Annotated in this window: 20 protein-coding genes, 1 tRNA gene and 1 pseudogene; 15 read left to right on the top strand and 7 right to left on the bottom strand. The window is 56.9% G+C overall.

Going from position 1 to position 25106, the window contains the following annotated elements; translation table 11 throughout:
• Positions 1-19 precede the first annotated feature (19 nt).
• From KUG41_RS03590 to KUG41_RS03560, 7 genes and pseudogenes are all read left to right on the top strand, one after another.
• Positions 20-1540, top strand: a complete 1521-nt coding sequence (locus KUG41_RS03590; protein WP_216901176.1) for a glycosyltransferase family 39 protein — start codon at positions 20-22, stop codon at positions 1538-1540.
• 47 nt (positions 1541-1587) lie between these two features.
• Positions 1588-2550 carry an ornithine carbamoyltransferase gene (argF, locus tag KUG41_RS03585; RefSeq protein ID WP_216901174.1) on the top strand — a complete coding sequence of 321 codons (963 nt, stop codon included), beginning with the start codon at positions 1588-1590 and terminating at the stop codon, positions 2548-2550.
• A gap of 70 nt (positions 2551-2620) precedes the next feature.
• The gene (gene lexA, locus KUG41_RS03580; RefSeq protein ID WP_371734014.1) at positions 2621-3235 is read left to right on the top strand and encodes a transcriptional repressor LexA; all 615 of its coding nucleotides are present in this window, start codon (positions 2621-2623) and stop codon (positions 3233-3235) included.
• A gap of 78 nt (positions 3236-3313) precedes the next feature.
• Positions 3314-3386, top strand: a tRNA-Ala gene (locus tag KUG41_RS03575).
• Between the two features lie 851 nt (positions 3387-4237).
• Complete coding sequence (locus tag KUG41_RS03570; RefSeq protein WP_216901172.1) at positions 4238-4930, top strand: hypothetical protein; 693 nt, start codon at positions 4238-4240, stop codon at positions 4928-4930.
• A gap of 378 nt (positions 4931-5308) precedes the next feature.
• A pseudogene (locus KUG41_RS03565) lies at positions 5309-6419 on the top strand (IS3 family transposase).
• Positions 6420-6609: 190 nt separating this feature from the next.
• Positions 6610-6831 carry a DUF1651 domain-containing protein gene (locus KUG41_RS03560; protein WP_216901170.1) on the top strand — a complete coding sequence of 74 codons (222 nt, stop codon included), beginning with the start codon at positions 6610-6612 and terminating at the stop codon, positions 6829-6831.
• Position 6832: 1 nt separating this feature from the next.
• On the opposite strand, the gene KUG41_RS03555 is transcribed toward KUG41_RS03560, so the two are convergent.
• A complete protein-coding gene (locus KUG41_RS03555) occupies positions 6833-7027 on the bottom strand; it encodes a hypothetical protein (protein WP_216901168.1) in 195 nt (64 codons plus the stop codon).
• A 290-nt stretch (positions 7028-7317) separates the two neighbouring features.
• Between KUG41_RS03555 and KUG41_RS16055 the strand changes: the two genes are divergently transcribed.
• From KUG41_RS16055 to KUG41_RS03540, 3 genes are all read left to right on the top strand, one after another.
• On the top strand, positions 7318-7677 hold the full coding sequence (locus tag KUG41_RS16055; protein WP_371734013.1) for a nucleotide pyrophosphohydrolase: 360 nt from the start codon (positions 7318-7320) through the stop codon (positions 7675-7677).
• Positions 7670-8629: a hypothetical protein gene (locus KUG41_RS03545; RefSeq protein WP_216901164.1), complete on the top strand. Its 960-nt coding sequence runs from the start codon at positions 7670-7672 to the stop codon at positions 8627-8629. The genes KUG41_RS16055 and KUG41_RS03545 overlap by 8 nt, the downstream gene beginning before the upstream one ends.
• 283 nt (positions 8630-8912) lie before the next feature.
• On the top strand, positions 8913-9962 hold the full coding sequence (locus KUG41_RS03540; protein ID WP_216901162.1) for a competence protein CoiA family protein: 1050 nt from the start codon (positions 8913-8915) through the stop codon (positions 9960-9962).
• Between the two features lie 514 nt (positions 9963-10476).
• On the opposite strand, the gene KUG41_RS03535 is transcribed toward KUG41_RS03540, so the two are convergent.
• From KUG41_RS03535 to KUG41_RS03520, 4 genes are all read right to left on the bottom strand, one after another.
• A complete protein-coding gene (locus KUG41_RS03535) occupies positions 10477-11232 on the bottom strand; it encodes an HNH endonuclease (protein WP_216901160.1) in 756 nt (251 codons plus the stop codon).
• A gap of 215 nt (positions 11233-11447) precedes the next feature.
• The gene (locus tag KUG41_RS03530) at positions 11448-13208 is read right to left on the bottom strand and encodes a DUF262 domain-containing protein (protein ID WP_216901158.1); all 1761 of its coding nucleotides are present in this window, start codon (positions 13206-13208) and stop codon (positions 11448-11450) included.
• 179 nt (positions 13209-13387) lie between these two features.
• Positions 13388-14092: an endonuclease/exonuclease/phosphatase family protein gene (locus tag KUG41_RS03525; RefSeq protein WP_216901156.1), complete on the bottom strand. Its 705-nt coding sequence runs from the start codon at positions 14090-14092 to the stop codon at positions 13388-13390.
• A 127-nt stretch (positions 14093-14219) separates the two neighbouring features.
• Complete coding sequence (locus KUG41_RS03520) at positions 14220-15374, bottom strand: helix-turn-helix domain-containing protein (protein WP_216901154.1); 1155 nt, start codon at positions 15372-15374, stop codon at positions 14220-14222.
• Between the two features lie 407 nt (positions 15375-15781).
• Between KUG41_RS03520 and KUG41_RS03515 the strand changes: the two genes are divergently transcribed.
• The 5 genes from KUG41_RS03515 to KUG41_RS03495 all read left to right on the top strand — a co-directional run bounded on the left by KUG41_RS03515 (position 15782) and on the right by KUG41_RS03495 (position 19987).
• Positions 15782-16351 carry a site-specific integrase gene (locus tag KUG41_RS03515; RefSeq protein WP_216901152.1) on the top strand — a complete coding sequence of 190 codons (570 nt, stop codon included), beginning with the start codon at positions 15782-15784 and terminating at the stop codon, positions 16349-16351.
• A gap of 246 nt (positions 16352-16597) precedes the next feature.
• The gene (locus KUG41_RS16050; protein ID WP_216901150.1) at positions 16598-17047 is read left to right on the top strand and encodes a LuxR C-terminal-related transcriptional regulator; all 450 of its coding nucleotides are present in this window, start codon (positions 16598-16600) and stop codon (positions 17045-17047) included.
• Positions 17048-17793: 746 nt separating this feature from the next.
• A complete protein-coding gene (locus tag KUG41_RS03505) occupies positions 17794-18603 on the top strand; it encodes an HNH endonuclease domain-containing protein (protein ID WP_216901148.1) in 810 nt (269 codons plus the stop codon).
• A gap of 8 nt (positions 18604-18611) precedes the next feature.
• The gene (locus tag KUG41_RS03500; RefSeq protein WP_216901146.1) at positions 18612-18929 is read left to right on the top strand and encodes a nucleoside triphosphate pyrophosphohydrolase; all 318 of its coding nucleotides are present in this window, start codon (positions 18612-18614) and stop codon (positions 18927-18929) included.
• Between the two features lie 224 nt (positions 18930-19153).
• A complete protein-coding gene (locus KUG41_RS03495) occupies positions 19154-19987 on the top strand; it encodes a hypothetical protein (RefSeq protein WP_216901144.1) in 834 nt (277 codons plus the stop codon).
• Between the two features lie 1205 nt (positions 19988-21192).
• Here KUG41_RS03495 and KUG41_RS03490 read toward each other — a convergent pair.
• Together KUG41_RS03490 and KUG41_RS03485 are read right to left on the bottom strand one after the other, a co-directional pair.
• Positions 21193-23880 (bottom strand): DUF3854 domain-containing protein, encoded by a 2688-nt coding sequence (locus KUG41_RS03490; protein ID WP_216901142.1) that lies wholly within the window; start codon positions 23878-23880, stop codon positions 21193-21195.
• A gap of 305 nt (positions 23881-24185) precedes the next feature.
• Complete coding sequence (locus tag KUG41_RS03485; RefSeq protein ID WP_216901140.1) at positions 24186-24398, bottom strand: hypothetical protein; 213 nt, start codon at positions 24396-24398, stop codon at positions 24186-24188.
• Positions 24399-25106 lie beyond the last annotated feature (708 nt).

Below are 25106 nucleotides of genomic sequence, written 5' to 3'. Positions count from 1 at the left end.
CCGGCGACGTCACCCACCCGTGACTGTCCCTGTTCGCATGTACCAGAGGATCCAGCAAGCCCTCACCGGCCTGCTGATCCTCGTTTTTTTGTGGCTGGCCGGCCAGGGACTCGCTGAGGGCTATTCCTACTGGTCGGATGAGCTCTGGTCGGTGACGGCCAGTCGGGCGAGCTGGGGTGTGCTGCTGCGGGACTGGCTGCTGCCCGACACCCACCCGCCCCTGTACCAGGCCCTGCTCAAGCTCTGGATGGAAGTGGTGGGGAGCGGTGAAACGGCCACCCGGGCCCTGAGTTTCCTGATGGCGACCATCGCCCTGGTGGCCACGGCCCTGTTCGCCTCCGGCCGCAGCCCGGGGCGCCGCCTGGTGGCCGTGGCTGTTCTGGGCACCAGTCCGGCGTTTCTGTTTTACGCCCAGGAAACCCGCAGCTACGCCACCTCCCTGGCCCTCTCGGCCGTGCTGCTGGGGGCCGTCCTGATGCTGCGCCAGAGGGCCCAGGAGGCCAGGGCCCTTCAGGGCCTGGCCGTTCTGGCCGGGCTGCTCCTCTCCCTGACCCACTACCTCTCGCTGCTGTTCGTGCTGGTGGTTCTGGCGGTGGGCTGTGCCGAGGGGCTGATCCTGCGCCCACGCCGGCAGGCGCTGCCAATGCTCGTGGCCCTGCTGCTCTGGCCCGCCGGCCATCTGCTGACGGGCTCCTTCAGCAACCGGATGGAACGGCTCGACTGGATCCGGGTGGCGCCGATCAGCGGCACTCTGGGCGAAGTCCTGGCGGGCACCCTGCCGCTGCTGGCCCCGGACCGGGGGGCCTCTGCACGGCCGCTGCTGCTCGCCGCGGGGCTGGCCGTCGCCCTGGTGTTCGCCCTCACCGCCGGCCGGCGCCACGGCGCCCGACGCCCCCCGGCACTCCCTCCCCCGCCGCAGGGGCCTTTCCCGGCGGCGGGGGAGGCCCGCTTCCTGCTGGCGGTGATCGGCACCTTTCTGGCGCTGATGCTGGTGATCGATCTGGTCAAGCCGCTCTCCCAGGCCCGGTACTACATCGTGCTGCTGCCCGCCCTGGCCTACCTGGCCGGCGATGGCTGGGAACTGAGCAAGCGGCTGGGTCGGGCGCGGCGGGCTGCCCTGGCGGGTCTGCTGGCGGTGGCGCTGCTGACCCAGCAGCAGATCGGTCTGGGTGATCTGGCCCTGAAGCGGTCCCCGCTGCAGAACTACAAGGCCATGGCCGCCTTCGTGGAGCGCAGCGGTGTGTGTGAACGGGGCTGCTGGAGCACCGGCTGGCGCCTGGACACGCTCAGCCCCCTCTACTTCCCTCCGGACCAGCTGCGGCCCTGGCCCGGGGAGCCGGCGGCGGCCGCCCAACCCCTCGAGCGACCGTTCCTGGGGTTCCACCTGGCCCGCAACGACCTGCCCACCCTGCGGGCCGCCAACCCCGCCATGGCGTGCTGGGAGGCCCCGGGGGCCTGGTCCTCGGCGCCCTTCATCCTCCTGAACGCCACCACCGGCACGAAGCCTGCCCAGGAGGGCCTGCGCCCCTGCCCCCCTTGACGGCGGGGGGGTCGATCTCGCATAAGGGTTCTTTGGGAAGTGGGTCGATGGTGTCCCCCTGCGCCCTGCTCGGCCCCCTGGCGGGCCACGACCTGCTCTCCTCCGCCGATCTCGACGGCCCCCAGACCCTGGCCCTGCTGGAGCTGGCCCGCCAGCTGAAGGCCGGCGAGCGCCGCATCGACCTGGCCGGCAAGGTGCTGGGGCTGATCTTCTCGAAGGCCTCCACCCGCACCCGGGTGAGCTTCATCGTGGCCATGGCCCGCCTCGGCGGCCAGACCATCGACCTCAACCCGGCGGTGAGCCAGGTGGGCCGGGGCGAGCCGATCGCCGACACGGCCCGGGTGCTGAGCCGCTACTGCGATGCCCTGGCGATCCGCACCTTCGCCCAGGAGGACCTGGCCGACTACGCCCACTGGGCCACGATCCCGGTGATCAATGCCCTCACCGACCTGGAACACCCCTGCCAGGCCCTGGCCGATGCCCTGACCATCCAGGAGAGCTTCGGCCATGGCGCGGGCGACCTGGCCGGCCTCACCCTGGCCTACGTGGGCGACGGCAACAACATGGCCCACTCCCTGATGCTGATCGGCGCCCTGCTGGGGATGGAGGTGCGCATCGGCTGCCCCGACGGCTTCGCCCCCAGCCCGGCCGTGGTGGCCCAGGCCCGGGCCCTGGCCGGCGAGCGCAGCACAATCGCGGTGCTCGACGACCCCCTGGCCACGGTGCGGGGCGCCCATGCCCTCTACACCGATGTGTGGGCCTCGATGGGCCAGGAGGAGGAGCAGACCCAGCGGGAGCAGGCCTTCGCCGGCTGGTGCCTGGACGAGGATCTGCTGGCCGAGGCCGATCCGCGAGCGATCGTGCTGCACTGCCTGCCGGCCCACCGGGGCGAGGAGATCAGCGCCGGCGTGATCGAGGGCGCCGCCAGCCGGGTGTTTGATCAGGCGGAGAACCGCCTGCACGTGCAGCAGGCCCTGCTGGCCACCCTGCTGGGGGGCGTGGCCGACTGAGCGGACACCGGTGGGAGTGGACAAACGGGCCGCGGGATGGCAGAAAGGGAGTGGTTCATCCGTACTGCCCGTGATCGCCGCCCATCAGGACCTCACCGAGGCCCAGCGGGAGCTCTACGACTGGCTCGCCGACTACATCGGCAGCCACCGCCACAGCCCCTCGATCCGCCAGATGATGGAGGCCATGGGCCTGCGCTCGCCGGCGCCGATCCAGAGCCGCCTGCGCCACCTGCAGCAGAAGGGCTGGATCACCTGGCAGGAGGGCCAGGCCCGCACCCTGCAGCTGCTGGGCGAGAGCGCGGTGGGCATCCCGGTGCTGGGGGCGGTGGCCGCCGGCGGCCTGATCGAAACCTTCGACGACGTGCAGGAACGCCTGGATCTGGCCCCCGTGCTCGACACCCGCGGCCTGTACGCCCTCACGGTCAACGGCGACTCGATGGTGGACGCCCACATCGCCGACGGTGACGTGGTGCTGATGGAGCCGGTGGCCGACCCCTCCCGCCTGCGGGAGGGCACGATCGTGAGCGCCCTGGTGCCGGGCAGCGGCACCACCCTGAAGCACTTCCACCGCCAGGGGGCCCAGGTGCGCCTGGAGGCCGCCAATCCGGCCTACGAACCGATCCTGGTGCCCGCCGACCAGGTGAGCGTCCAGGGGCGGCTGGTGGCGGTGTGGCGCCAGGTGTGAGGGCCCCGTTGGCGGCCCCAAAGGGGCGGCAGGCCACGTTGTAGGCTCCTCTAGCACCGGTTTCGCCGGGGCATCAATGGGGCCATAGCTCAGCTGGTAGAGCACCTGCATGGCATGCAGGGGGTCAGCGGTTCGAATCCGCTTGGCTCCATCCCCTGAAAACCCCAGCCTTGACTGGGGTTTTCTTGTTTCTGGTGGTACCAATCGAAGGGTAGCGAAGGCAAGACGTGTGCAAAAACGTGTGTAAAACGAACCAGGTCGTAACGCCATGACCAACAACTACACGCCAAGAACCAGAGACATCAGCCGAACTAGGCCATGGAGCAAATGGCATGTTGCCCGTGCAAGCGCCTAGGGATAGGCATCGGAAGAAACAACGGCAGCAGCATTCGAATCAGACAATGCCCGCTTATCGCCAACAAGAAGTCCCGTCTCGAACCGGGGCGGGATCCGGCTTAGCTTTCAGACATCCGCTTGGATCTCGAGCAGCCCGGCCACTTGGTCAGCAACCGATCAATAGTGAAATTCAGGTACGCTTCGGGACTGGTGGTCCCGACGGAATGGTCGGGTAATTCCAGGCAGCTAAGGCTGGAGAGCAGCATGCGCACGTCATGCCGAAGGTCAGCACCCTCACATGCCAGACATCACTCAGGTCAGATATTGTCTCAATTCATCGGCCTCCCAAATGACGGAGACAAGGGCGTATCGTTCTCAGCGGGCAGGATGCGGGCTCAACCTTTTATAGAAGCTTTGAGCGTATAGTAATGGCCAGGAAAGTTCAAGGCATAACAAGTCTGGATAGACGACTGAGTAAATTGGAGTCTGTTGCAGAGATTCAACAAACTCGGCTCAGCTACGTGCTCGCAGCGGCAATACCCTCAAGGCCGTTCAGGAATCTTCCACTGAGTGCGACAAGCCCATACAGGGCCAAACATGCAGCTTGCTAAAACCGCCCTAGATAAGTCATAGCTGTGGCCCTTCTCTGCTTATTAGGATACATCAATGCCATTTGAGTGCTTCCTTGATGAATCAACCTGGCAGGAGACGAATACCTATCTGATAGGTGTTATAGCAATCGAGACGGCAAACATGGCCCTGTTTGAAACTGAGATGGGCGAGATTCTTGAGTATGCTAGACATGTAACGGGCATTCCCAACGCGGAGATTCATGCACAGGAAATTTTTGGGAGAGAGGGCCACTACCAAAACGTTGATCCATATGAAAGAGTTTTGATATTTAGAAAAGTTACTGATCTACTTGTTCGTGTTGCATTCAGGATTTGCATCAAGCCGATTAACACCACTGTCAAGCTTTATTCGGCCGATCCAGAACACATTTTGGCCTTGGCCTGGGCATGTGAACACATTGAAAAAATTGCTGATAACACCTGGAGGCTAACATCAGATCACCACCCACAACTTAACGGCAGGGTTACAAGAGCATTAGCCGAGGCGAGAAGGGGGGGTACGCGGAACTGCATTAGATTTTCCAAACTTACTGTTGACAGCCCAGTTATCCTGCACTCGAATATGTCGCTTGGTCTTCAAGCATGCGATACTGCTTTATACACAATTGGAAGGTATCTTCGCGACCAAAGGGTTGGGCAGACTGGGAGAGCTGCTCAAGAAATTAGGAGACTATATAAAGCTATGAGCAACAGCGGCATATTAATGATCAAGAATTCCTGGCCATAAATGCACAAAGGCCCGGGGTTGCCGGGCCTCTGCGGGGTTTCATGAGAGCTCGTTGCTCTCAGATCTTCTTACTGTACCACCTTTTGGAGCCCACGCAAACCTGCAGTTTGACGAGGTGGGGACTCCTTAACAGTTCTCAAGATCTCGACTTGCAAATCCCAGACTCCGGCTGCAGGCCGCTGGACCTTGCGTTCTCCACCACTTCAGCAGCAAGGGCTACTATTGCCTCATAGATCGCCAAATCGCCGTGAGGATCCCGGTCCGCACTGCTTTGCGCAGGCTTGGATCGTTGAGCCTTCGCCCTGACGTGGACCCCAAAAACTGATCCAGCCCTTATGAGAGCTTCCCTACCGGCCAGACTTGGCCAGGAGAAGCCCCATGAAACGCAAACGACACAACCCCGAGCAGATCATCCGCAAGCTGCGCAACGCCGAGCAGCTGCTCAACCACGGACAAACCGTTGCCGATGTCTGCCGAGCCCTTAGGTATCCGCAGCCACCTACCACCGTTGGCAGCAGCGCTACGGTGGCATGAAAGCCACGGAGGCCAAACGGCTCAAAGAGCTGGAGCAGGAGAACGCCAGGCTTAAACGACTGCTCGCTGACGCAGAGCTCGACAAAGCCATGCTCAAGGAGTTAGCCGAGGGAAACTTCTGAGCCCGGAACGTCGCCGCAGAGCCGTGGTGGTTCTGCAGGATCGATTTCGGGCTTCTCAGCGCCGTGCTTGCCGTCTGGCGGGCCAGAACCGCACCACCCAACGCCGCCCAGTGCCGGTGGCGGACATTGAGGAGCACAAGCTCAGGCAGCGGGTCCGGGAGCTGGCCCGGCGTCACGTGCGTTGGGGAAGGCGGCTGGTTAACCGGCGCCTGCAGATCGAGGGCTGGAGCGTCAACCACAAGCGGGTGCAACGGATCTGGCGCGAGGAGGGGCTCCAGCGGCCCCTGCCGCGCAAGCGGAAGCGCTCACGACCGGCAGACGGCTCCAGAGAGCTACTCAGAGCCGAATACCCGCACCACGTGTGGGCGATCGACTTCAAGTTCGACCAGACGATGGATGGACGCAGACTGAAGTTCCTCAATATTGTGGATGAATACAGTCGCCTTTGTCTGGCCATCCGTGTCGGCAGGCGATGCAAAGCTGTTGATGCGATCGATGCCATTGAGGAACTCTTCAAGCGGTATCCAGCACCCACCCACCTGCGCATGGACAATGGTCCTGAGTTCATTGCCCATGCGCTACAAGAATGGTGCACAGGGAGCGGATCGGCTACGCAATACATTCCGCCGGGTTCACCCTGGGAGAATCCATTCGTAGAGTCATTCAACGGTCGATTCAGGGATGAGTTCCTGAATATTGAGCTCTTCGCATCGTTACCGGAGGCAAAAGCATTGGCAGAGCAGCACAGGATGGAGTACAACACCTATAGACCGCATTCGGCTCTCCAGGGGCGTACGCGACTGGAAGTCCTCCAGCAATGGAAAGCGGCCTGATCACCCCACCAGCTCTCATAGGAACTGGACCACTGATGGGGGTCACGTCAGTGATGTTAGCGTAACGAGCTACAACTGGAAGCGTGGTTCGGGTTTCTGACAATCATGGCAACCATTTATCCACGGTCCGGTTGGACACAACTTCTTGAGGCGGCGATGAGAGATAGTACTTCTGTGCTACTCGCTTCTCATGGATGGCTGGCTCATGGCGTCGAATGGGCGCAACGTCCTTCGCTTCCACCGCGACCGAACCGCTCGATACGAGGCCTTGATCTTCATTGACTTCGGAGAACCTATCCCTGGGCAGCCAGCACTGCTGAAGCGGCGGGAGCGGCTTCCCCGCAAACATGCGGTGGAGCAATGGAAGAAGTTGCTGAAAGGGGGCTGGTGTCGTGTTGAGCCGCAGTGGTAGCTCAGATCACGCCATCAGGGCTGGTCCGGTCCAGAACTTCCAGCAGCTCTTTGAGCACCCGCCGGACCTCCGGTCCTTTCTCCGGGTTGTGAACCGCACCGAAGGCCCTGGCTGTCATGCGGCTCTCGATTTCCTGGAGGGTGTTGGTCGTGTCCATAAGCAGCTGGATGGAGATGTCGGCGGTGGAGAAGGACATTGGTCGTGGGTGATTGCTCACAGTGCTCCCAAGGGAACGCGAAATGTTCTGTAAATCGACGGAGTTTTGCCGACAGCTTCCGCGTGAACAGCCGATCAAGATCGATCACCTGGCCACAGTTGCCTCAAGCCTACGCCGATCGCTGAATGAGTCAAAGGGATATCTAGCCTAACTCATGTCCCCAAAACTGATCTACTACGGATTGGTTCTCCCATGGCTCTTGCTTTATAATTTCATCCGTGGCTCGTTGACCAAGAGCGGAATGTCACACTTCGACACGGGAATCTACAATGTCAGAATTAGATGAATTGCGAATCAGGCTCCGCGAGTTTGCTGATGAACGATGTTGGGATCAATTCCATTCTCCTAAAAACCTAGTTATGGCTTTGTGTGGCGAGGTCGGAGAACTGGTTGAAGTCTTTCAATGGCTAAGCATTGAAGACTCTATGCCTGAGAACCTCTGCACCAAAGACATCGCACGATGTAAAGAAGAGATAGCTGATATACTTATTTACTTGGTCAGGTTGGCAGACAAGCTTAAAATTGACCCAGTCTCAGAGTCCATGGCTAAAATCGCTATAAATAAGGAGCGATATCCTGTCAGTCTATCCAAGGGAAATGCAGTAAAGTATAACCTGAGAGATGACTAAAGTAATCCTTCAGCCTTCGGGGAACAAAGATGCACGTGAGCACTTCCTTGATACTATTGAAACCAATGTCAGCCTGGGTCAAATTAGGCCTCACATTGGCATCGACGACTTTCAGGCACTTCAAGAGGTTTACCCTAATGGTAACTGCAAAGTCTGGGGAGTAACTCCTGGAGGAAGCAATAAGACGAAGTGGAGCAGGATCGAGACCGGTGATATCACTCTCTTCTCTAGAGAAGGTGCCATTTACGCCTCAGCAGTCACTACTTACAAACTTCACTGCCATAGCCTTGCGGCTGAGCTGTGGAACTACAATAAAGATGGGCAAACATGGGAGTACATCTACTTCCTGGATGAGCTTAAGGAGCATGATATTCCCTATGCAACCTTTAATGATGCAGTTGGCTACAAGTCAAACTTTGTAATACAAGGCTTTAGCGTTCTGGATGAAGGTAAAAGTGCAGCAGTCATCCAGGCTTTTGACTTGCAGAGCGACGTATTTTACTCTGACATTTCCAAAGATGAATGTCTAGAAGCAATATCACGCCTCATATCTTTAAAGGAGACAGAAAGCGAAATTCAGTCAACACGCAGACTTGAGCAAGGCTATTTACAGAAACATCTTTTTGGGCGCAAGACACTGGGTACATGTGCTTGCTGCAACAGAGACTTCCCTGTATCTTTTTTGGTTACAGCGCACATCAAAAGAAGATCACAATGCACCCTTGAAGAGCGAATCGACCATCATGTGGTAATGCCAATGTGCAGCATGGGATGCGATCAGTTATTCGAGAAAGGGTATGTGTGCGTGCTTGACGGAATCTATGTTGACATGAAGAAGTCCTCAACTAGCCATCTTCAGGAATATATTAACTGGATAGCTGGAAAAGTATGCACTTACTATAATGATGAAACAAGGCTGTATTTCGAATGGCATTACCATAACAGCAGGTGATTCCTGTATGAAGCTTACCATCTGATAAACTCAATGGTAAACTCATTCATTGGAGTCGGGTATTAGTTTAGTCGCATGGCGAGGTAGGTTCCTCTATACAGGTGCTCATCCGCCGGCGGAGATCAGCCTTGACGGCCTCGCCGTAAGGACGCATCGGTCGGTTCCATCAGGCCCCCGGGTGGTTGAAATGGTCGGGATGGAGAGGCGTCAACTTTCCTGGCAGAGGGGGCCCGAGCGCACCAACACCGCCCACGGAGCCGCCTCGGGACGCCCCCGCTGATGTATGCCCCCACCCATTGCCTCAAAATGGGTAATGCTGATCACTACTTTGATGCTGAGCAGAACTGATGGTTCAGGTAGAATATATTCAGAACAGCTACCAGAAGTTACGGCTCAGATGGGCAAAGAGATTCTCTACTCGCTTGCTAACAATGAATCCGGCCAACTTATCAAGGCTGAGGCAGCTCAACGTAGTGGCATATATTTCTGTCTATCCTGTAATGGTGAAATGATCTCCAGGAGGGGGGCAAGAGTCCGCCCGCATTTCGCACACAAGAATATTAGCCCGAACTGCAGTCCTGAGACGGCACTTCATTATGGCTTCAAGAAATTCCTACATGAAAGAATCTCCAAGTCATTGGGATCTGGAGAGCAAATAGCTATTCATTGGAAATGTGGATATTGTAGTGGGAGCCATGATGGCAATCTTCTTAAGCGAGCTGTAAATGTTGAAGAAGAGTATGGTCTTGGTCTATGCAGACCAGATATAGCGCTAATCGGGAAGGAGGGCAATGTTGTCGCTGTCATAGAGGTTGTAGTTTCCCACTCTCCCGAAGAGTCAACTCTTGAGTACTACAAGGCTAAAAGCATCCCATTCATATCATTCATTCTGATATCCGACGAAGATCTGGCCCGGGCCGACGCAGACATCATGAGTCCTGATGTCGTAGATGTGTGCTACAACCCAGAATGCCCAGAGTGTGACAGGAACATGCCACGCCTAAACCTACTAGTCTTTGACGGAACTTGCTCTAAATGCTTCTCGCCAATGAAGATTGCTGCACTCCGGGGCGACGCAGGGTATGAGGACATAAGTGCCTTTACTGATAGCCACATAGCTCTTGCAGTCAAGCATGGTGCAAGCATAGAAACGATATACAAGACGGCTAGAAGCGGGTATAGATATTCATTCAAAGTGAATACTTGCAAGATTTGCAATGCTTTTATCGGTCGAGATGAATTATGGGTAGACTATGTTAGGGTCGCCTATCAGGATGGCTATCCAATAACTGAACTTGACGGTGGATACTACTGCCCTGTCTGCGGACAATGACGAGGGAATTGTCGAGATCGCATTTATGAGTTAGTCGTACCGTTTGGTCCGGTGCTCCGGTGCTGGTGCTGACCCCACCCGGATCCCAGCAGATGAGAAGGCCTGCCGGCTGGCCCAGCCCGACTGCACCCAGTGGAACCCCGCGAAAGGTCTGCCGTTGGAGCCCTGGCCACCTGACAGAGAAGGTATCGAGTGCTGCCACTGATCGAGCCGGCCGGACCGGATCGCCTCGGCACCTTACCGGCACCGGTAATACTGCAATCGCCCCGCCAGCCCGACTGAGGCTGGAGCCCACCCCTGCTATCCCTGACCCGCTGCCAGTCCTGCTGGGGGTCGTGTTCGCCGCCGATCGTGGAGCCCGCCGCCGTCGTCTGATCGGTCTGCCCCCCCCCCCGCTTGTGGGTCGCCAGATTCATATTGTTGAGCTGTCCCTCGACCTTCACGACGTCGTCGGCCTGGGCGATGGCACCGGGCAGTTGCTTGCCAAAGACTCGCTCAGTTCTGCGGGAGTCCGCTACAACCTGAGTGATGTCTCTGGATCATGTTCCTGCAACCAGTTCTTAAGAGCCTGATTTAACTCGTCGCCATCTTTTCCATGGTGGACTCTTCGGTGACATGTGGGACACAGTGCAATTACATGACTTGGATGATCAGGCCCCCCGTCAGCAACACGCGTTGTGTGATGGGGCTCCAGATAGGGTGCACCCTTCTTGTTGAAAAAGGGCGCTGGATAACCGCAGCCTTCGCAAGTGCCGTTAGCACGTCGGAGGACATACTCTCGAACAGCCTCGGAGCGAATCCTGACAGTCTGGCGCCTAGTCTTCGAACTTGCTGTCCCTGGGTTACCACGGATGGCTAGTTCTTTCAGCTCTGCTAGAGACTTCCTACGCAGCTCTTTCAGGTGAATTGGCGATTCAGTAGCGCCGTCTCCCATTGACGACTCGCCAACAAGGCCCAGCTCAAACACGATTGCCTGGCGTAGGTCTCCATTAGTGTCTGGTCGTTCCTCGAGGTGGTGACCCAGGTACTCCATCTCGCCTAAGTACCGTGCCAGCCCAGGACCGGCAGCCTCAAAGACATGCACTGCCTTTCCTTTTGAAGCGTGGTCACGAAGAGCGCGATTGGCCCTCTCGAATTTCATATCCCCGAACTGACCTTCACCCGTGTACCAGAAGGTTCCGTCATCTCTGAACTCGTCGTGGTAGCCGTGGGACTCCCCGGATGAACCAGTGAACAGGAAAATAAGAGGATGATCGGCGGGTGTCGCCATTCCCCCTTGCCTTTGCCCACCGTAATCAAGGTGGATGTCCTTCACTCTGTTGTAGACGTGGCCAGGAGAAAACACTGTCAGCTCACTCCAAGGACACAACCCCAAGATCAGCGGCGGGCAGAAATCCCATGCGAGCTTGAGAAGTCACAGCCACTGGCCGCTGGATCTTGATGTTGGGACGCCGTGGCTGGACAAGGGTCAGACCATGGCAGGTGTCAATTCGCATCGGCAAGTAGCTGACTCAACTCTAGAGACTTACCCTCACATGCAAGTTGCCCCGCCTTGGCCAGGATTAAAGCCCTCGCGGATAGAAACGCCGCGTAGTCATACATTACCTGCACCCGACGATCATCATTGGACATCCCCTCGTAGCCTACAGCCAATTGAGCGAAAGGGATGAGGTGGGTCCTCAGACGCCGCTGTAGTTCTTCTTCCCCAAGTGCGCTGTTGTCTGCGCGCTCCTTCAGATAGGCAATGGGGTTCTTGTTCGAGATCGTGCGGTTCGTCCGCCAAGTAACAAGGGCACAGTTGAGCGTCCGGAAGACTTGCTCGTCCGGAATCTTAGCGTCTTCCAGCAGCGAAACCGGGAAGAGGTGGTGATACTCCCGAGGGTGTTCCTTGGAGGTAATGCTTGCCACCGTGGCCCTAGCACCATCGGCCAAGTCTTCAGCACCACATTTAATCTGCAACGCCAGGAGTCCGCGTCCAAGGATTGTCTTACGCTTGGGCCAGTCGGCCTGGAGTACTATCTCGTAGGTGGGTAGCGGATAGGAGTCCTGGTTCAGGATTGGCACCATACCCTCTGCTGAACCGTCGCACAGGACCCTTCGGAGACCCCGGTAGTCTTGCAAGGCGTTGGTCGTCGAAGACTGCTCGTAACGAGAGGTCAAAAAGGCCCGCCAGAGGAACTTGCGGAGAAGGTGCCGAGCGTTGCCTAGCTCGTCAGGCTGTTTCGGCAGGTGCTCCCATAGAGCCGCGATGATGGGGATAGCTGTATAGCTCGGCAGGCGCTGGGCATCGAAGACGCTCTCGTCTTCGAGGAAGCCCACCATTCCCTTGATGCTCTTGACGACAGTGTCCCACTCGCTGAGCATCCGGGTATAGTCGATCCCCCTATAACCGGCCTGGCTAGGAATACGATCTTGGCGCAAAGCCACAACGTCTAACACCAGGCTAGGCAGATCGGCATAGGCCGCCGCCCTAGGCGCGGCCAGATTCAGCGCATCCACATGGTCGTGCAGGGACTTGCCGGTCTCTTCCTCGACCAAGGCCACCACGATGTCGTAAGTCGACAGGTGCACCGAGCTAGTGTTCATCTTGATGAACACGTCCAGTGCTACTTCTTTGGGCGTCGTAGCCGGTAGCGCTAGATAGGGCAGGTTGAATGCTTTCACCCGATCGCGCAGCGCGATAATCTCGTCCAGCAGGGCATCCTTCTTGTCATTGTCGCCAGCCAGGGCTGCTGAGATCCATTGGCGGATTTCGGGAAGGATGTCCTCAGGCCGAAGAAGGGTGATCGGAATGAAGCCGCGATTCCAGCACTCCTTCGCGTCGTCTACCCACATTGGATATCGGCTTCCATTCATGCACCAGCGGGCCTGGCCATATACATAGGGCAGCTTGGCCCCAGCATTGCCGGGGTCCTCCTCGAAGCCGATGAGGTATGTGCGTTCTGGGTACTTGTCATGGAGACTGCGCCACAGGGCTGTGAGCCGCTGCTGGCCATCCAAAAGTTGCTCTGTCACCTTCTCGCCAGACTCTGGCGCATCGACCATAGTCCGGCTCGTGAACTTCTCCTTGTCGCCTACCTCCAAGATGAGCGTCGCCCCCGAGGGCAGGCCGCGAAGGACCGTGGTCAACAGTCCGGAGACCTCACCGTGGCCCCAAGCCACAAACCGCTGAAACCTTGGCAGGGTGATTTGTCGCGATCGGATGCGGTTGAACCATTCCGGCAGGAATCTGTCATGAGCGTGCATCTACTACCTCGCCGACCATTGGTTTGCCTCAGTTTGTTGCGCTATCTGACTTGCGGGTGTCCAACGTTCGAATTAGCGGTCGACTAAGTCAGGACGCCGGCCCGATTTGGCAACAATATACCGCGTACCGCTAGACCAGGTCTGTTAGCCTGCTGTTGGCGCTCCGTTTGAGGGAGGGGTTAGGCGTCATCAGGCTGATTCACTTGAACCAAGAGAGGCATATGATCGCTCCATTGCAACCACTTGTCAGACTCCCCGACCCAAGCTGAGCAGTCACCTAGCCACGAAACGGGCGCGAAGGCGTAATCGATGTGATAAGCCTTAGCGGGATTTCGCTGCAAAAAGAATGTTGGCTCCGGCTCTGAACCCTGCGGAATTCCGCGGCTGCGGTGATAGACACTCTCCAGGCCAATTTCCGAGAGTTCTCTGACTACATCAGTGTGGTTCCACCACCGATCCCATTTATCCCAGCGAACATTGCTACTCAGATCTCCGATAATCACCGTTTGCTGAGTTGAAATTACGTCGCGATGAGCTTGAATGAACTTCCAAAGCTGTCCAATGTATTGGAAGGTAGGTGAGTTTGCTTGCCGAGTCCAAGCAGCCACGAGCAAAAAGCAATCTTGAATCCGGCACGGAAGAAACGATTCGAGCTGACCTCGATCAAGGTCTACAGGGGCAAGCTTTACTCCGGGAGAAGCGAACACTCCAAGACCTTTGTGCTTGTTATTCCCAACCCACAGGTAGTTCTTAGCCCATGATTTATACGAAGCACTCATGGAGCGACCGGGATCTTCGCACTCTTGTATGACAGCGATATCAAAATTCAGGGTGGCTAATGCATCGAGCTTGTTGCGTAAGGCACCATTGCAGTTCCAGGTCAAGATGTGCATACGCCTTACGCTCTAGATCAGAAGCAGGAAGTGCGGATAACAATAATGAACGATTCCTGCTCCCGTCTTCTGCATCTGGATGTTCTGCGGCATGGTAAGTCATGTTTCACGATAAAAATCAAAAACGGTTGCCAACGTGAAGAAGGTCTGACGATGAGTAGACAGCATGATCAAGAACTGCAGAGATATCGAGCTGACCTTTGATGGGCTCTGGAAGGTCGTCGGAGTAAATGCTATAAAGTACTAAATTCTTTTCTTCCGTCCTCTTGCCTAAGAAAAATTGGTCACTATAAATCCGTCGACCAGGCTGTACGTCACCACACATAACCTCTACCTTAATCTTGCCAGATAGTCGATTGATAATGAGGTCTCCGGGCCTTCCGGTTCTTCTGGGCATAAATCCAGATAAGTCTGGGCCAGAAGTCTGTTTCTTAGGTCTTGAGGGAATTTCGCATTCTTCAAGAGCATCAATATTGGTGCTTTCTGCAATCTCCAGCTCGACCCTGACATTGCGAGCTACGTAGCGACCTGAATTAATTAGCGCTAATGCCACGGGGCGATATAGCTCATGTATGTATATATGCTTAGCCAATTGACGATAGTATTCGCTATTGGTCCTATAGGGGGTTACAGGTCTGAAGCCAAATTGACCTATAGGCGGATCTGGCAGTTGCGGTATCTGGTGCTCTTGCGGCAATTCGCATAGCCTTGAACTAACAACGAGGCTTTGCCCTAGCAGATTCTGGGTCTTTATGTCAGCAAACTGAGCAACAAGCGTTGGAGCCTTGTCTTCGGAACTCAAGCCCATTCTGAATATTTCGTCAGGATCAGCTGGCATTGTTGGATTCGTCGAGCTACCTCTTCGTACATAGACTTTGACTTTCTCTAGCTTCCCATAATCCCTTTTGAGAAAGATTGGTCGATCCTGTTTTTCAATATGAATTACTCCTATTTCCTTTTGTTCTAAGACAGCTGCCCTGTAGTGAAACTGGATGGGACGATTCGTTAGGGAGTTAACAAATTGTTGCAGCGCATGGTCGTCAAGCTGGCTAGCAACGCCATGCACAATGCTCTTTCCTCCTCGGACCTCTTCAACTCCCACAAGAACATATGCATCCGCCCTTCTCCATGCATTGGCGAATCCAAGGATATCCTTAAGCAGCTCTGACTTGTCTTCGTTGGTCGCATTTGCAAACCGATACTGCTCCCTCTTGAAGTCAAGGGTGGCTCCCTCTTCTTCGTAAAGGAGACTAATTAGAAATTCTTCATCCATTGGAATTCAGATTGAAAGTTTGATGAGAGCATGAAGTGGGTGGGCAGAATTAAGGATTATCGCATTAACCGGCGAACAGTGCTTCGGCAGACCCGCTATCCACCTCGCTCCCAGCTGGACCTGGATTGAACTTCGGAACATTCCTTCCGACTCCCTGGAAGCACGGCGCCGCTGCGGTTAGTTGGGAAGCAGCCCGTCAGTGACGGCGCGTACTCCCGGCAGTGACGGTTAGGGCTTGGCGTCAGTGATGGCACAGGCTGCTGGCAGAGACGACCGCCACCGCCATTCTCAATAAGGACGCAGGTGCCACCTCATGGCCCCGATTCCTGCCGACCCATTGCCCTGCATAGATGGTTGCTCTCTTCACAAAAGAGCAACTACGATGAGTGCAGTTCAGGCGCCGCCCAGTGAAAATCGACCGCAACGGCAAGGCCGCCGCCCTCACCAATGCACAGATGGATCAATTGCTTGCAGCGGCGCCCTCGCCCCGCTACGCCTGCCTGTGGGCTGTCCAGCGTTGGACCGCTGCCCGGATCAGCGAAGCCCTTGCCTTGCGCTGGGCCGACGTGAACGGCTGCCTTACCTACCGGGCCGCCACCACCAAGACCAAGCGGACCCGGCAGGTGCCGATCGTTCCCTCCCTGCGCGATGCCCTGATCGCCTACCGATCCTTTTGGGAAGCGGAGCACGGTCACGCCCCTGCCCCTGGTGAGGCTCTCTTCCCTGCCGCTGGATCCACCACCACACCCCAAACCCGGCAGGCCGCCGACAAGGCACTGCGCCTTACCTGCGCCCGACTGGGCTTCGAGGGAGTTTCTACCCATTCCTTCCGCCGATCCCTGGCCCAAGCCGCTGTGGGTCGTGGTGTGCCACTTCATGTGGTCCAGAAGCTCACCGGCCACAAGTCACTTGGAAGCCTGGGTGAGTACCTCAGTGCTACTGAAGCGGAAGTTCTGGCTGCTATTGAGGGTGAATAGATGTATAGTCTCACCACGATATTAGGCTGACGATTGGGTCTGGTGTCGCTACGGTCGGGGTTTCACAGTCCGTATCAAGGCCTAACGCCGCATCCATAACCACCCAGTGAAACCGTGTGATGCTTATGGTTAATTGCCTGAGAGTCATTACAAATACTGGCGCAATCATCCAAATGCTTGAATCTCGAGACCAGCAGTAAGAAACTGTCTTCGCAGCAAGCACCGTTGTAAGCTTATTCTAAAACCATGGCTGGCCGAGGAAGAATCTCACTTGAAGCCATCAAAAAGCTGACCCCCAAGCAAAGGGAGGCAGCAAGGATGGTTGCCGATGGTATGAGTACCAAAAAGATTCAGGAAGTACTCGGGATATCTGGCTCGACTCTTTTGGCATGGCGTACGAGATGTCACCAATTCAGAACTGAGGTCCATCAACATCAGCGCACACAGTTTGAGGACACTGCTACACGGACACATGCGCTCGCCCACGCCTCTGTGAACTGCCTAGCTCGAATCATCGACGATGATGAGACACCACCTAATGTACGGGTAAACGCATGCTCGGTAGCCCTTGCTCACCAGCTAAGGCTTCTGGAGCATGGCCTACGGGTAAGGCAGGCTGAAGCACTAGAAGCCCGCCTGGACGAGTTGGAACGTCGTCAAAGCAATATCGTTGAAACTGAAGCACACTCGTATTAGTCATAATCCATAAGTGCAAACGAGCTTCTCTTGATCCCGCCCGTCTCCGAAGGGATCATGTATGCCTCATTACTCGGCAATAGGGTGCTACACCATTCTCAGAGACGGGGGGTAGGTCAGCCTTCAGAGAGGACCAAGGCTCCCACAGCTTCTATAGATCTTTGACAAAAATGGATTCTGGATATCCTTTTAACGATGATAGGAATGAATCAGGTTTGGGAGCTTTGGACATGATGATAAGAAGGACGGCATTTGAGGTAGAAGCCTGACCCTTCGAAGTAGTGTTTGGAAGACCGACAAGCTATCCCGGCGAGGCATTCGGCTTGGATTGCCCAGGAGAGGAGAACCATCCACTTGACCCGCTATGTATCCGAATGAACAGGTGTTTAACGGGTCCGCCTAAGTGGGAGCGATAGTTGCTAACCGAGCCCTTTCGCCTCTTCCCGCTTCTGATTTGGAGCGTTAGACGCATCGAGAAACCGGCTTCAGTAGCATACGTGCACACCCGAAGCCCCTCGACCACGCCATTCATCGAGAGCAAGCCGAATCCCGCATCCTGCTGGCGGGCGATCGTCCTTTTTGGGCGAAACGTCGCGTCCTACAAGTTTGCCCTCGCTCGCTCGTTAGTTGAGCTCGCCCCAGCCAGCGATGACCTCGTCCGTCTTGATGACCTCGCGTTGCCTTTCGCTCGGGAGATTGCCCGGCACCTAGATTCCGCGGATCGACAAGCGACCTCGCGCTCAAGCGTGTTTCTCGACGCCTGTCGCAGCTTCAACCGAGGCGAACTCTCATCCGATCAACTACGCGCGGAGACCGTCCGGCGTGGCTTCAACAACGTCATCGATGCATTTCACGTCGTTGGCTCTTCAGATGTCCCCATTCGGTTCTTCCATGACGAGCGTGCGACCGCCATAGGAATCCGGCTCACTGACGAGTTTCGACGACTCATGGCGGACACGCAGGCCGACAGTTTGGCACCAGAGGCGGAAGCGCGTTGGCGTCTTGTTGAGACGGCTTGGAACCTTGGCGTGCCTTCGCGAGTGCTGGAGGTGAAAACAGACATTGAGGTTGGCGAGCTTTTCGTCACGACGGACGCCACTCGTCGGGTTTCAATCGTCGGAGTGCGCGACGCTCTCAACGGGTATCAGAAAGGCGCATGTTTCTATTGCAATCAACCAATCATTATCGGCCGCGGTGAGTCGCTTGATGTTGATGTCGACCACTTTTTCCCCAGGAGGCTCGACCAGGCCGAGTCGTTTGGTGGCGTGAATATCGACGGTGTCTGGAACCTCGTTCTGGCCTGCACAGAGTGCAACCGTGGCCCAGGCGGCAAGTTCGACCTCATCCCACACATCGAGTACCTCGAGCGGTTGAACTTGAGGAACAACTGGCTCATCGACAGCCACCACCCGCTCCGCGAGACGCTCATTGCGCAGACCGGAGCCACCGAGCAGAAACGCGCGAGCTTCCTTCAGCAATGCGACCAGCTCGCTATCGACGCGATACCAAGCCGCTGGCGGCCAGCGTCCTCCAGTGTCGCCAACTCCCTTCTGTGAGCCTCTAGATGCGAAAGACCTACAACAAGCTTGTCCGCGACCGAATCCCTGAGCTTATGGACGCTGCCGGGAAGGCGTACACCGTCCGGGAGTTGCGCGACGAAGAATACGCGGCGCAACTCATTGCAAAGCTCCACGAAGAGGCCTCCGAGGTTTCCGAGAGTGGCGGCGACATTGAGGAGTTGGCAGACACCCTGGAGGTCATCCGCGCTCTCTGCGTCGCCAAGGGCTATACCCTGGAGGAGCTTGAGGACGTGCGGGGGCAGAAGGCCGAAACGCGAGGCGGGTTTCAGAGGCGCCTCTTCTTGGTCGATGGCGAGGTCTAGCCCTACGCTTTGGTGAGCGTCTAACAAGCCCTTCGAGTGGGCAGGCCTCCAGCAGTAATCTGCTTCGCCACTACAAACTCTCTGCCTGCCACTCAAGGGCAGCGTTAGATGGAAGGCAAGGAAAGATACAGCTAAGATTCCAGCTCTTACTAAGCTGTCTATAGTTTCTGCAAATTCAATACATGCCATATTGTCGTAATCCTCTTTCAACAGTCATAACAAGCATGCTGTCTCTCTGCATCCCTAGACTTGCCGCGGCAGTTGTTGTGTTGACTGCATTGGAGGCACAGGTTAAGACACAGGAGTTGCCGGCCACCTATAGGGGCAATGCATCTGCTCAGTGGCGCAACTATTCTGGTGCTTTGGTGCCATGGGCGTATTGGGCGAAGCCAAAAGGTAAGGCTTGGAGAAATCTCTTTGTTTCTTACGCCGATGGCAGCGCTAGCAGAATGACAGTTCTTGTCGATTGCTCTTCAAAGAAACTCGCAATAAGTAAAGGCCCACTTGGAAATCTCCGATATGTTGAGTCTTTGCAGTGGTCTCAATACTCATTAGCTACAGGCTGGGGACAAATCATCCACGACCTGTGTGCTTCAGATTCTCCGGCGCCGATCTCTTCCGCCATAGATAGTATTCCTGTGGTGACCACAAGGAATCTGGCGGCAGCTCCCTTTCGCATTAGTGGCAATCTAATCTATCCTTCCGATTTTATGCCAGGCCAAAAAGTCTGTGCAGTTTCTGTTGCTGGGCTTGAGCAACGTTGTACGAGAACGAGCGACGGTGAAAAGATGTATTCAATCTTTGTGCCTGCTGGAGACTATCTTGTCTATAGCGAGTATGCAGGCGAGAAGACATGGGCAACGAATGCTGTTGGATGCTCAGGAAATGCGAGTGGACGAAGAATATCGCCAGATTCGGGCAGTGCCTACTGGGAGGAACCTGTGAAGGTGAGTATCTTTCGCGTCAGGGGAGATGTCTTCGACGCCTGCCCTGTTGATTATTACACATGGGAGCACCAGCTTGAGTTTCCTATCCGTGTAGTTGCGACAGACCTTTAGCTTAAACAAAAACCTTCATCTTCCATATAACATCAAGATCTACCGGGCGGGCCTGAACAGGCTATGCATACCGATAGGGCTACTGCCCGCCGCTGGTCTTGAGCGTTAGCTCTCACAAATGCGAGCGTTTCCATTTCGGTTATCCTACGGGCCATGGCATTCAAGTACTCGCCCTAAGCAGGTCTGAGCCCATCTTGCTGATCATGTTGGATTTTGGAGTAAAGTTCAATCAAACCACGCTGCTTCTCACGCCATAGCTTACTAAGCCACTCGCACTCGAAAACATCGATAAAGTCCAGGAAGTAATCAGGTAGTCGGTAGTTGTCCCATCGTTTTACTATCCGCATCTCATCAGCCCAGTCGGACCATGGAGCAATTAGCCTCCCTCCTTGGTCGTTTGAAAGAGGAAAAGGTTCTGATCCTGTAAGGATGCATTCAATTGGTATCGCCCCTCGCACATCACACCGAAGCAGGTAGTCTCCGCCATTCTCGGCTCTAGGAAACCACACAGGAACCGAGTTGAACCTACCATTGTGCGCAAGAGGCACGTCGCTTTTATCGTGAACGACTACTGCCCATCCCACGGCCCTCTGTACATCATCTAAGGCGATAGGCCCAATTTGCTTTCCTTCATCGTCACATGCTGTCCTTCCGCCATCGGCAGTCCAAAGGACATTTCCTGCGAGGCCGTATTGAGGCTTCGTAGATTCATTCCGAATTGCTTTTTCAAGCTTTGCCACTCGAGTCTTGATTGAGCGGAATTGCATGTTTTGCCAGCCTCAGGCTTAAGGATAGGGAGCAACGATGAGCTCTTGACAAGCGGTGCGCATCCACCCCTGAGTCTAGCGACTGCACTGTTCAACAACAACATCGTTCATCCCTTCAACTAAGCGACGGAATTGGAAGTGATCGGTGCAGTTGGTTGAAGTTGGTTCGTCCTTCTTCCAAGTTATTCATGCCTAAAGCTCACCAGCTTTCTCATCCAGAGCCTGTAGCCTCTGCTAGATCGGCTCCAATCGCCGATGTTTAGTGCGCTTTGCGCTGGGGACCGACCGGCTTCCCTTGGTTGACGTCCCGGGACATGGAGTTGCCGCAAGCGGCTCAGCTCAAGGTGTGCTGCGGGTGTCGGTCTTGGTGCGAATGTCCTGTACCCCACTGAGGTAGCGCCCCAGTTGGTTGATTAGTTACTGATGGTGGTGCAAACATCAGACCTGATAGGTGAGCTGGTTCCGCAGGGCCAGGACGGGCGAGGCGTCATTCGCAAATTTCACCTGCCTGATTAGCTTCTTCCGTACCTGACGGCTCTTACCCGCTGGATCGGAGCACAGGACACTTGCGCTGCCCTTGCCTCTGCCGATCTGTCGCCAGCCTGTCTGCCATGAGCCCGTCTTCTCATCGAGGACTTCGATCGGCTGACTTTGGCGCTGTTGCGGCGGTGAAGGGTGCGGAAGAGCCGTGAAGGGTAGGTGATGCGCTGAGTGAAGGGTAAAAGCCCCTTCAATACTGGCAAGTGAAGGGTGTGAAAGGTTTTCGCCCAGACCTTTCCCTGTGAGATTCCCCAGTTCCTCCCCTTCACTATAGAAGTCTTTAGCCTCCAGACCCTTCATACCCTTCACTTCCCCCGAGACCCTTTCCTGCGCAGTCGTTTCGGGGTGAAGGGTTGGTTCGTTATACCCTTCACGGTGAAGGGTTAAGCCCTTCACATCATTTTCGGGTGGGCTTGTAGCATCTTCTTGCGGCGTGTCCGACGAGAGCCCCAGGTGTTCGGCCAGTAGGCGCCTATCGATGGGCGGGATACGGTAAACATTCCCGCTTTTCGTGTGGGACATGGTTACGCCCTCCAGCTTCTTCAGATCCTTCGCAAACGTGGTGTTGCTGCTCTTGGCATGCCCCTCGGCCTCACACCATGCGGTCCACTGCTTATATAGGTTGGCGCCCAGGATCCCATCGCGGCCACCGGGGAACTGCTCTAGTAAGAAGCGGAGGATGGGCTGGCGTTCCAGTGCACCGTCCAGGGAAGCGGCCCTGATGGAGGCAATGGAGCCTGCACCCATCAGGGCCTCGCCCATCCCTTGTGGATCCATCTCCCAGGCCCATTGGAAGATGCCAGCGGCCTCGGCGATGAGGGCAGCCTTCAGACCTGGATCACGGCGGGCAGGCTTGACGTCGAACCTGAAGGTGATAATTCGCCTGCCTAGGCCCTCAACACCACCGCCAGAGGCAGTGGGTGTGTCGTTGAAGAACCGCCAGCACACCACACCCAGGCGGGCGCTGAACACGTCTCGGTAGAGGGCCTTCACCTCCACCGGTTCGTTGCTGATGATGCTGTTGAACGTGCCAGGGTCGCGGACGTGGCCGCCACAGTCGGGGTCGTAGGCGATTCGTTTCCCGATGAGCCCGTGGCGTGTGTTGGCATTGGCGATGCCCTCGGGCTTGAGGATTGCTGCGCCATGGTTGCCGCCCACCAGAGCGTTCAGGACCTCGCTGAAGGTGCCCTTACCGGTGCCCTTGCGGCCGATCACATCGAACAGCACCTCGAAGGGGAACGGCCTGGTGGTGTCCTTCGGCATCAGGCTCCAGCGGATTGCAGCGCGGGCCAGACGGATCAGTTGCGGATCGCCCTCAAAGGTCTGATCTAGGAAGGCCAACCACTTAGGGCAGATGGCGCCGAGCTGGTAGTCGTAGGGCAGGCAGAACGTAAGAAGGTCTTCCCGGCGGTGGTTAGGGGTAAAGGTGTTAGTGATTGTGTCAAGTGTGCCATTAGCGAACGCCAGCAGGTGCGGCGGATCCCATGCAGAACCATCACACCTGAGGCGGTGGCCCAGTTCACCCAGCACGGCGGACATGGTGCTGCTGCCGCGCTTGTGCCAGTCCTGATGATCCATCCAGTGGTGGACATGGGGACCCAGAGCATCGCCATCTTTGCCGGGCAGTGGCAGCCAGTGCGTTCTGCTCCAGCGATAGACGCCGATGCCCGTTCGCACCGCGAAGTTGTCCTTCATCACGCACCATGCCATCACAGCCTTGTGGTGCGTCTCGGCGGGTTCGGTACGCAGGCACCCTCCAACGACATTGGAACCTTTAGACTTCCCCCACTTCACCAGCGGTTGCGCGATCCGCAGCAGTGCGTCGTAGGCCCCTATGCCGTGGCGGGCGATCAAATCATCCACGCCGTTCTTCTTACCGTCCAGCTCGCAGGGTAGAAGGACGAAAGACGGTGGCTCCGGGTCCTGTGGGCCTTTTCGTCCGGCGACGAACAAGCCAAGCTCCTGGGCCGCAACTTGCACCTGCCGGTTCTGCACCATGTCGGAGTCGAACACGATCCGAATCGGCCGGTTCTTCCAGTCGAATGTCACTAGTTCGGGAATTGGCTGGCTTTCGCCGTATCGTTGATCCTTCCAGCCCCAGACGCCTGTAAGCCCGATAGTGGGATGTCCGTGAGCGTTGGCTGAGTCGGCAGACTTTTCGCCCTCAGTGATGTCGATGGCCTTGTCACCACGCAGCTGCTGCGACCAATCAATAAGAGGGGAAAAGTAAGGGCGATTCCCGGCGCCCTTGGTGGTTAGGTACTTGGGCGGTTTATCACCGTCCTTTGGCTCCAGCTGGCCAGGGTCGGGCTTCAGCCGCCAGAAGTGACCGCCAGGCGCTGGTGACTGGTAGGGCCGTCCATCCGGATCAAGGTAGGGAACGGCCCATCCGGTAATCCTATAGCCCGTCAGCGTGCAGGCTTCGTCGCAGTTGACCCTGCGGTAGCGAAGCAGGGCCTGATGCTCGGGACCGATAGAGGATTGCTCTAGTTCGGCGACAAGCTCGGGGACGCCCGGAGGAACGTAAGCGGGGATTGTTTTGTGTTCTCCCCGCTCGCCCAAGCCAGGGGCGATGGGGTTATTCATTGCACCCCAACCGTAAGGCGTTTTCCTGGTTTTACTTCCCGAATGACCTGCATGCCACGGTGATGGAGCACCGCGCGACAGGCTTCCACATCCCAGCGGGTCGTTGAGTTGGCATATGGGCCAGCAGTCCAATGCATACCCGGGATCAGGAAGCCACGCTCTGGGTGGCCGTAACGCTTGAGCGTGCGAGGGCTCACGCCCAGGGCGCGGGCGGCCAAGGGGGTTGGTAGCCATTGGTCGCGGCTAACGCCATGCGCAGCCTCTCCCTGCACCCGTGGCGGGAGGGATTCAATATTGGCCATCGCTCAGGACTCCGCCTGAACAGCCGGATCCTGCATCAGCCGCTCAGTCATTGCCGCAACCCTTTCATGGAGGGCGCGAACCTCAGCAGAAAGGATGCCAGGGCCTAGACGCTCAACATCTGCCAGGCATGGGCTGATGGTGGCAGGATCGACACCTTTGGGGGCGTACTTGCGGGCTTTTTGGTGGTGGGTGTTGGCTTTGAGGAGCTTGGCCATGGCCGGGCTCATCTGCTTACCGCGATACCGCACCAGCCCCGATTCAACTTTCATGGGAAAGATGGGGTTATTGGATTGGTTCGGGTTGCCCCGGTCGCAGTTGGCTCCTGAACTAAGGGGCATCAACTGAAATCACCGTGGGGCGAGCTAGAAAAGCTCGCTTCCTTCAGGCAAGTTTCCCTGCCCTAGCAGATGGCGGACCTAATGAAGTCCGTGATCCTTGCCCCTAAATGGGCTTACAACTTGAGGGAACGCTACATGAGGGGTCGAGCAGCGTCAACCCCCCCTACAGGTGGAGTGGCGAAGCTGGCGATTAGATCGGCCTCAGCGGTCCAGCGTCCGTAGTGCCGCAGGTGGGTTGCGGGTGAGTGCCCCATCACTGCCGCCAAGTTGCGCAGGGGGATAGGTGGAACCCTGTGGGCACCCCTCCAAGCGAATCCATGCCGCAGTCCGTAGGGGGTGAGCCCGGGTGTCCTCGCCACTAGGTCGGCCCAATAGGGCAGACGGTCCAGCAATTGCCGGAAGGCATCCCCGACAGGCTTGTGTTGCCCTGTGGCAATTGCGGCGCGAATCGACTTCGGTAGCTCCACCAGCCGCGCCTCCAGCAGGCTTAGGAGGCTGCTGAAAAACCAGCTCAGCCGCGGGAGAATGGCCTAACGGCACTGAGCGAATGCGCGGCCAGCAGGAACGCACCGGCCCCCTGTTCTC

Source organism: Synechococcus sp. CCY 9618 (genome assembly GCF_019038415.1).
Lineage (GTDB): Bacteria > Cyanobacteriota > Cyanobacteriia > PCC-6307 > Cyanobiaceae > Cyanobium.
The sequence above is the reverse complement of the archived record's forward strand: the minus strand, read 5'-3'. Positions and strand labels throughout refer to the sequence as shown.

Bases quoted from the DNA above. Each gene is read 5' to 3' on its own strand.
- argF (WP_216901174.1), top strand. From the start codon at position 1,588: ATGGTGTCCCCCTGCGCCCTGCTCGGCCCCCTGGCGGGCCACGACCTG.
- KUG41_RS03570 (WP_216901172.1), top strand. From the start codon at position 4,238: ATGCCATTTGAGTGCTTCCTTGATGAATCAACCTGGCAGGAGACGAAT.
- KUG41_RS03560 (WP_216901170.1), top strand. From the start codon at position 6,610: ATGGATGGCTGGCTCATGGCGTCGAATGGGCGCAACGTCCTTCGCTTC.
- KUG41_RS03555 (WP_216901168.1), bottom strand. From the start codon at position 7,027: ATGTCCTTCTCCACCGCCGACATCTCCATCCAGCTGCTTATGGACACG.
- KUG41_RS16055 (WP_371734013.1), top strand. From the start codon at position 7,318: ATGTCAGAATTAGATGAATTGCGAATCAGGCTCCGCGAGTTTGCTGAT.
- KUG41_RS03545 (WP_216901164.1), top strand. From the start codon at position 7,670: ATGACTAAAGTAATCCTTCAGCCTTCGGGGAACAAAGATGCACGTGAG.
- KUG41_RS03540 (WP_216901162.1), top strand. From the start codon at position 8,913: ATGCCCCCACCCATTGCCTCAAAATGGGTAATGCTGATCACTACTTTG.
- KUG41_RS03535 (WP_216901160.1), bottom strand. From the start codon at position 11,232: ATGGCGACACCCGCCGATCATCCTCTTATTTTCCTGTTCACTGGTTCA.
- KUG41_RS03530 (WP_216901158.1), bottom strand. From the start codon at position 13,208: ATGCACGCTCATGACAGATTCCTGCCGGAATGGTTCAACCGCATCCGA.
- KUG41_RS03520 (WP_216901154.1), bottom strand. From the start codon at position 15,374: ATGGATGAAGAATTTCTAATTAGTCTCCTTTACGAAGAAGAGGGAGCC.
- KUG41_RS16050 (WP_216901150.1), top strand. From the start codon at position 16,598: ATGGCTGGCCGAGGAAGAATCTCACTTGAAGCCATCAAAAAGCTGACC.
- KUG41_RS03500 (WP_216901146.1), top strand. From the start codon at position 18,612: ATGCGAAAGACCTACAACAAGCTTGTCCGCGACCGAATCCCTGAGCTT.
- KUG41_RS03495 (WP_216901144.1), top strand. From the start codon at position 19,154: ATGCTGTCTCTCTGCATCCCTAGACTTGCCGCGGCAGTTGTTGTGTTG.
- KUG41_RS03490 (WP_216901142.1), bottom strand. From the start codon at position 23,880: ATGAATAACCCCATCGCCCCTGGCTTGGGCGAGCGGGGAGAACACAAA.
- KUG41_RS03485 (WP_216901140.1), bottom strand. From the start codon at position 24,398: ATGGCCAAGCTCCTCAAAGCCAACACCCACCACCAAAAAGCCCGCAAG.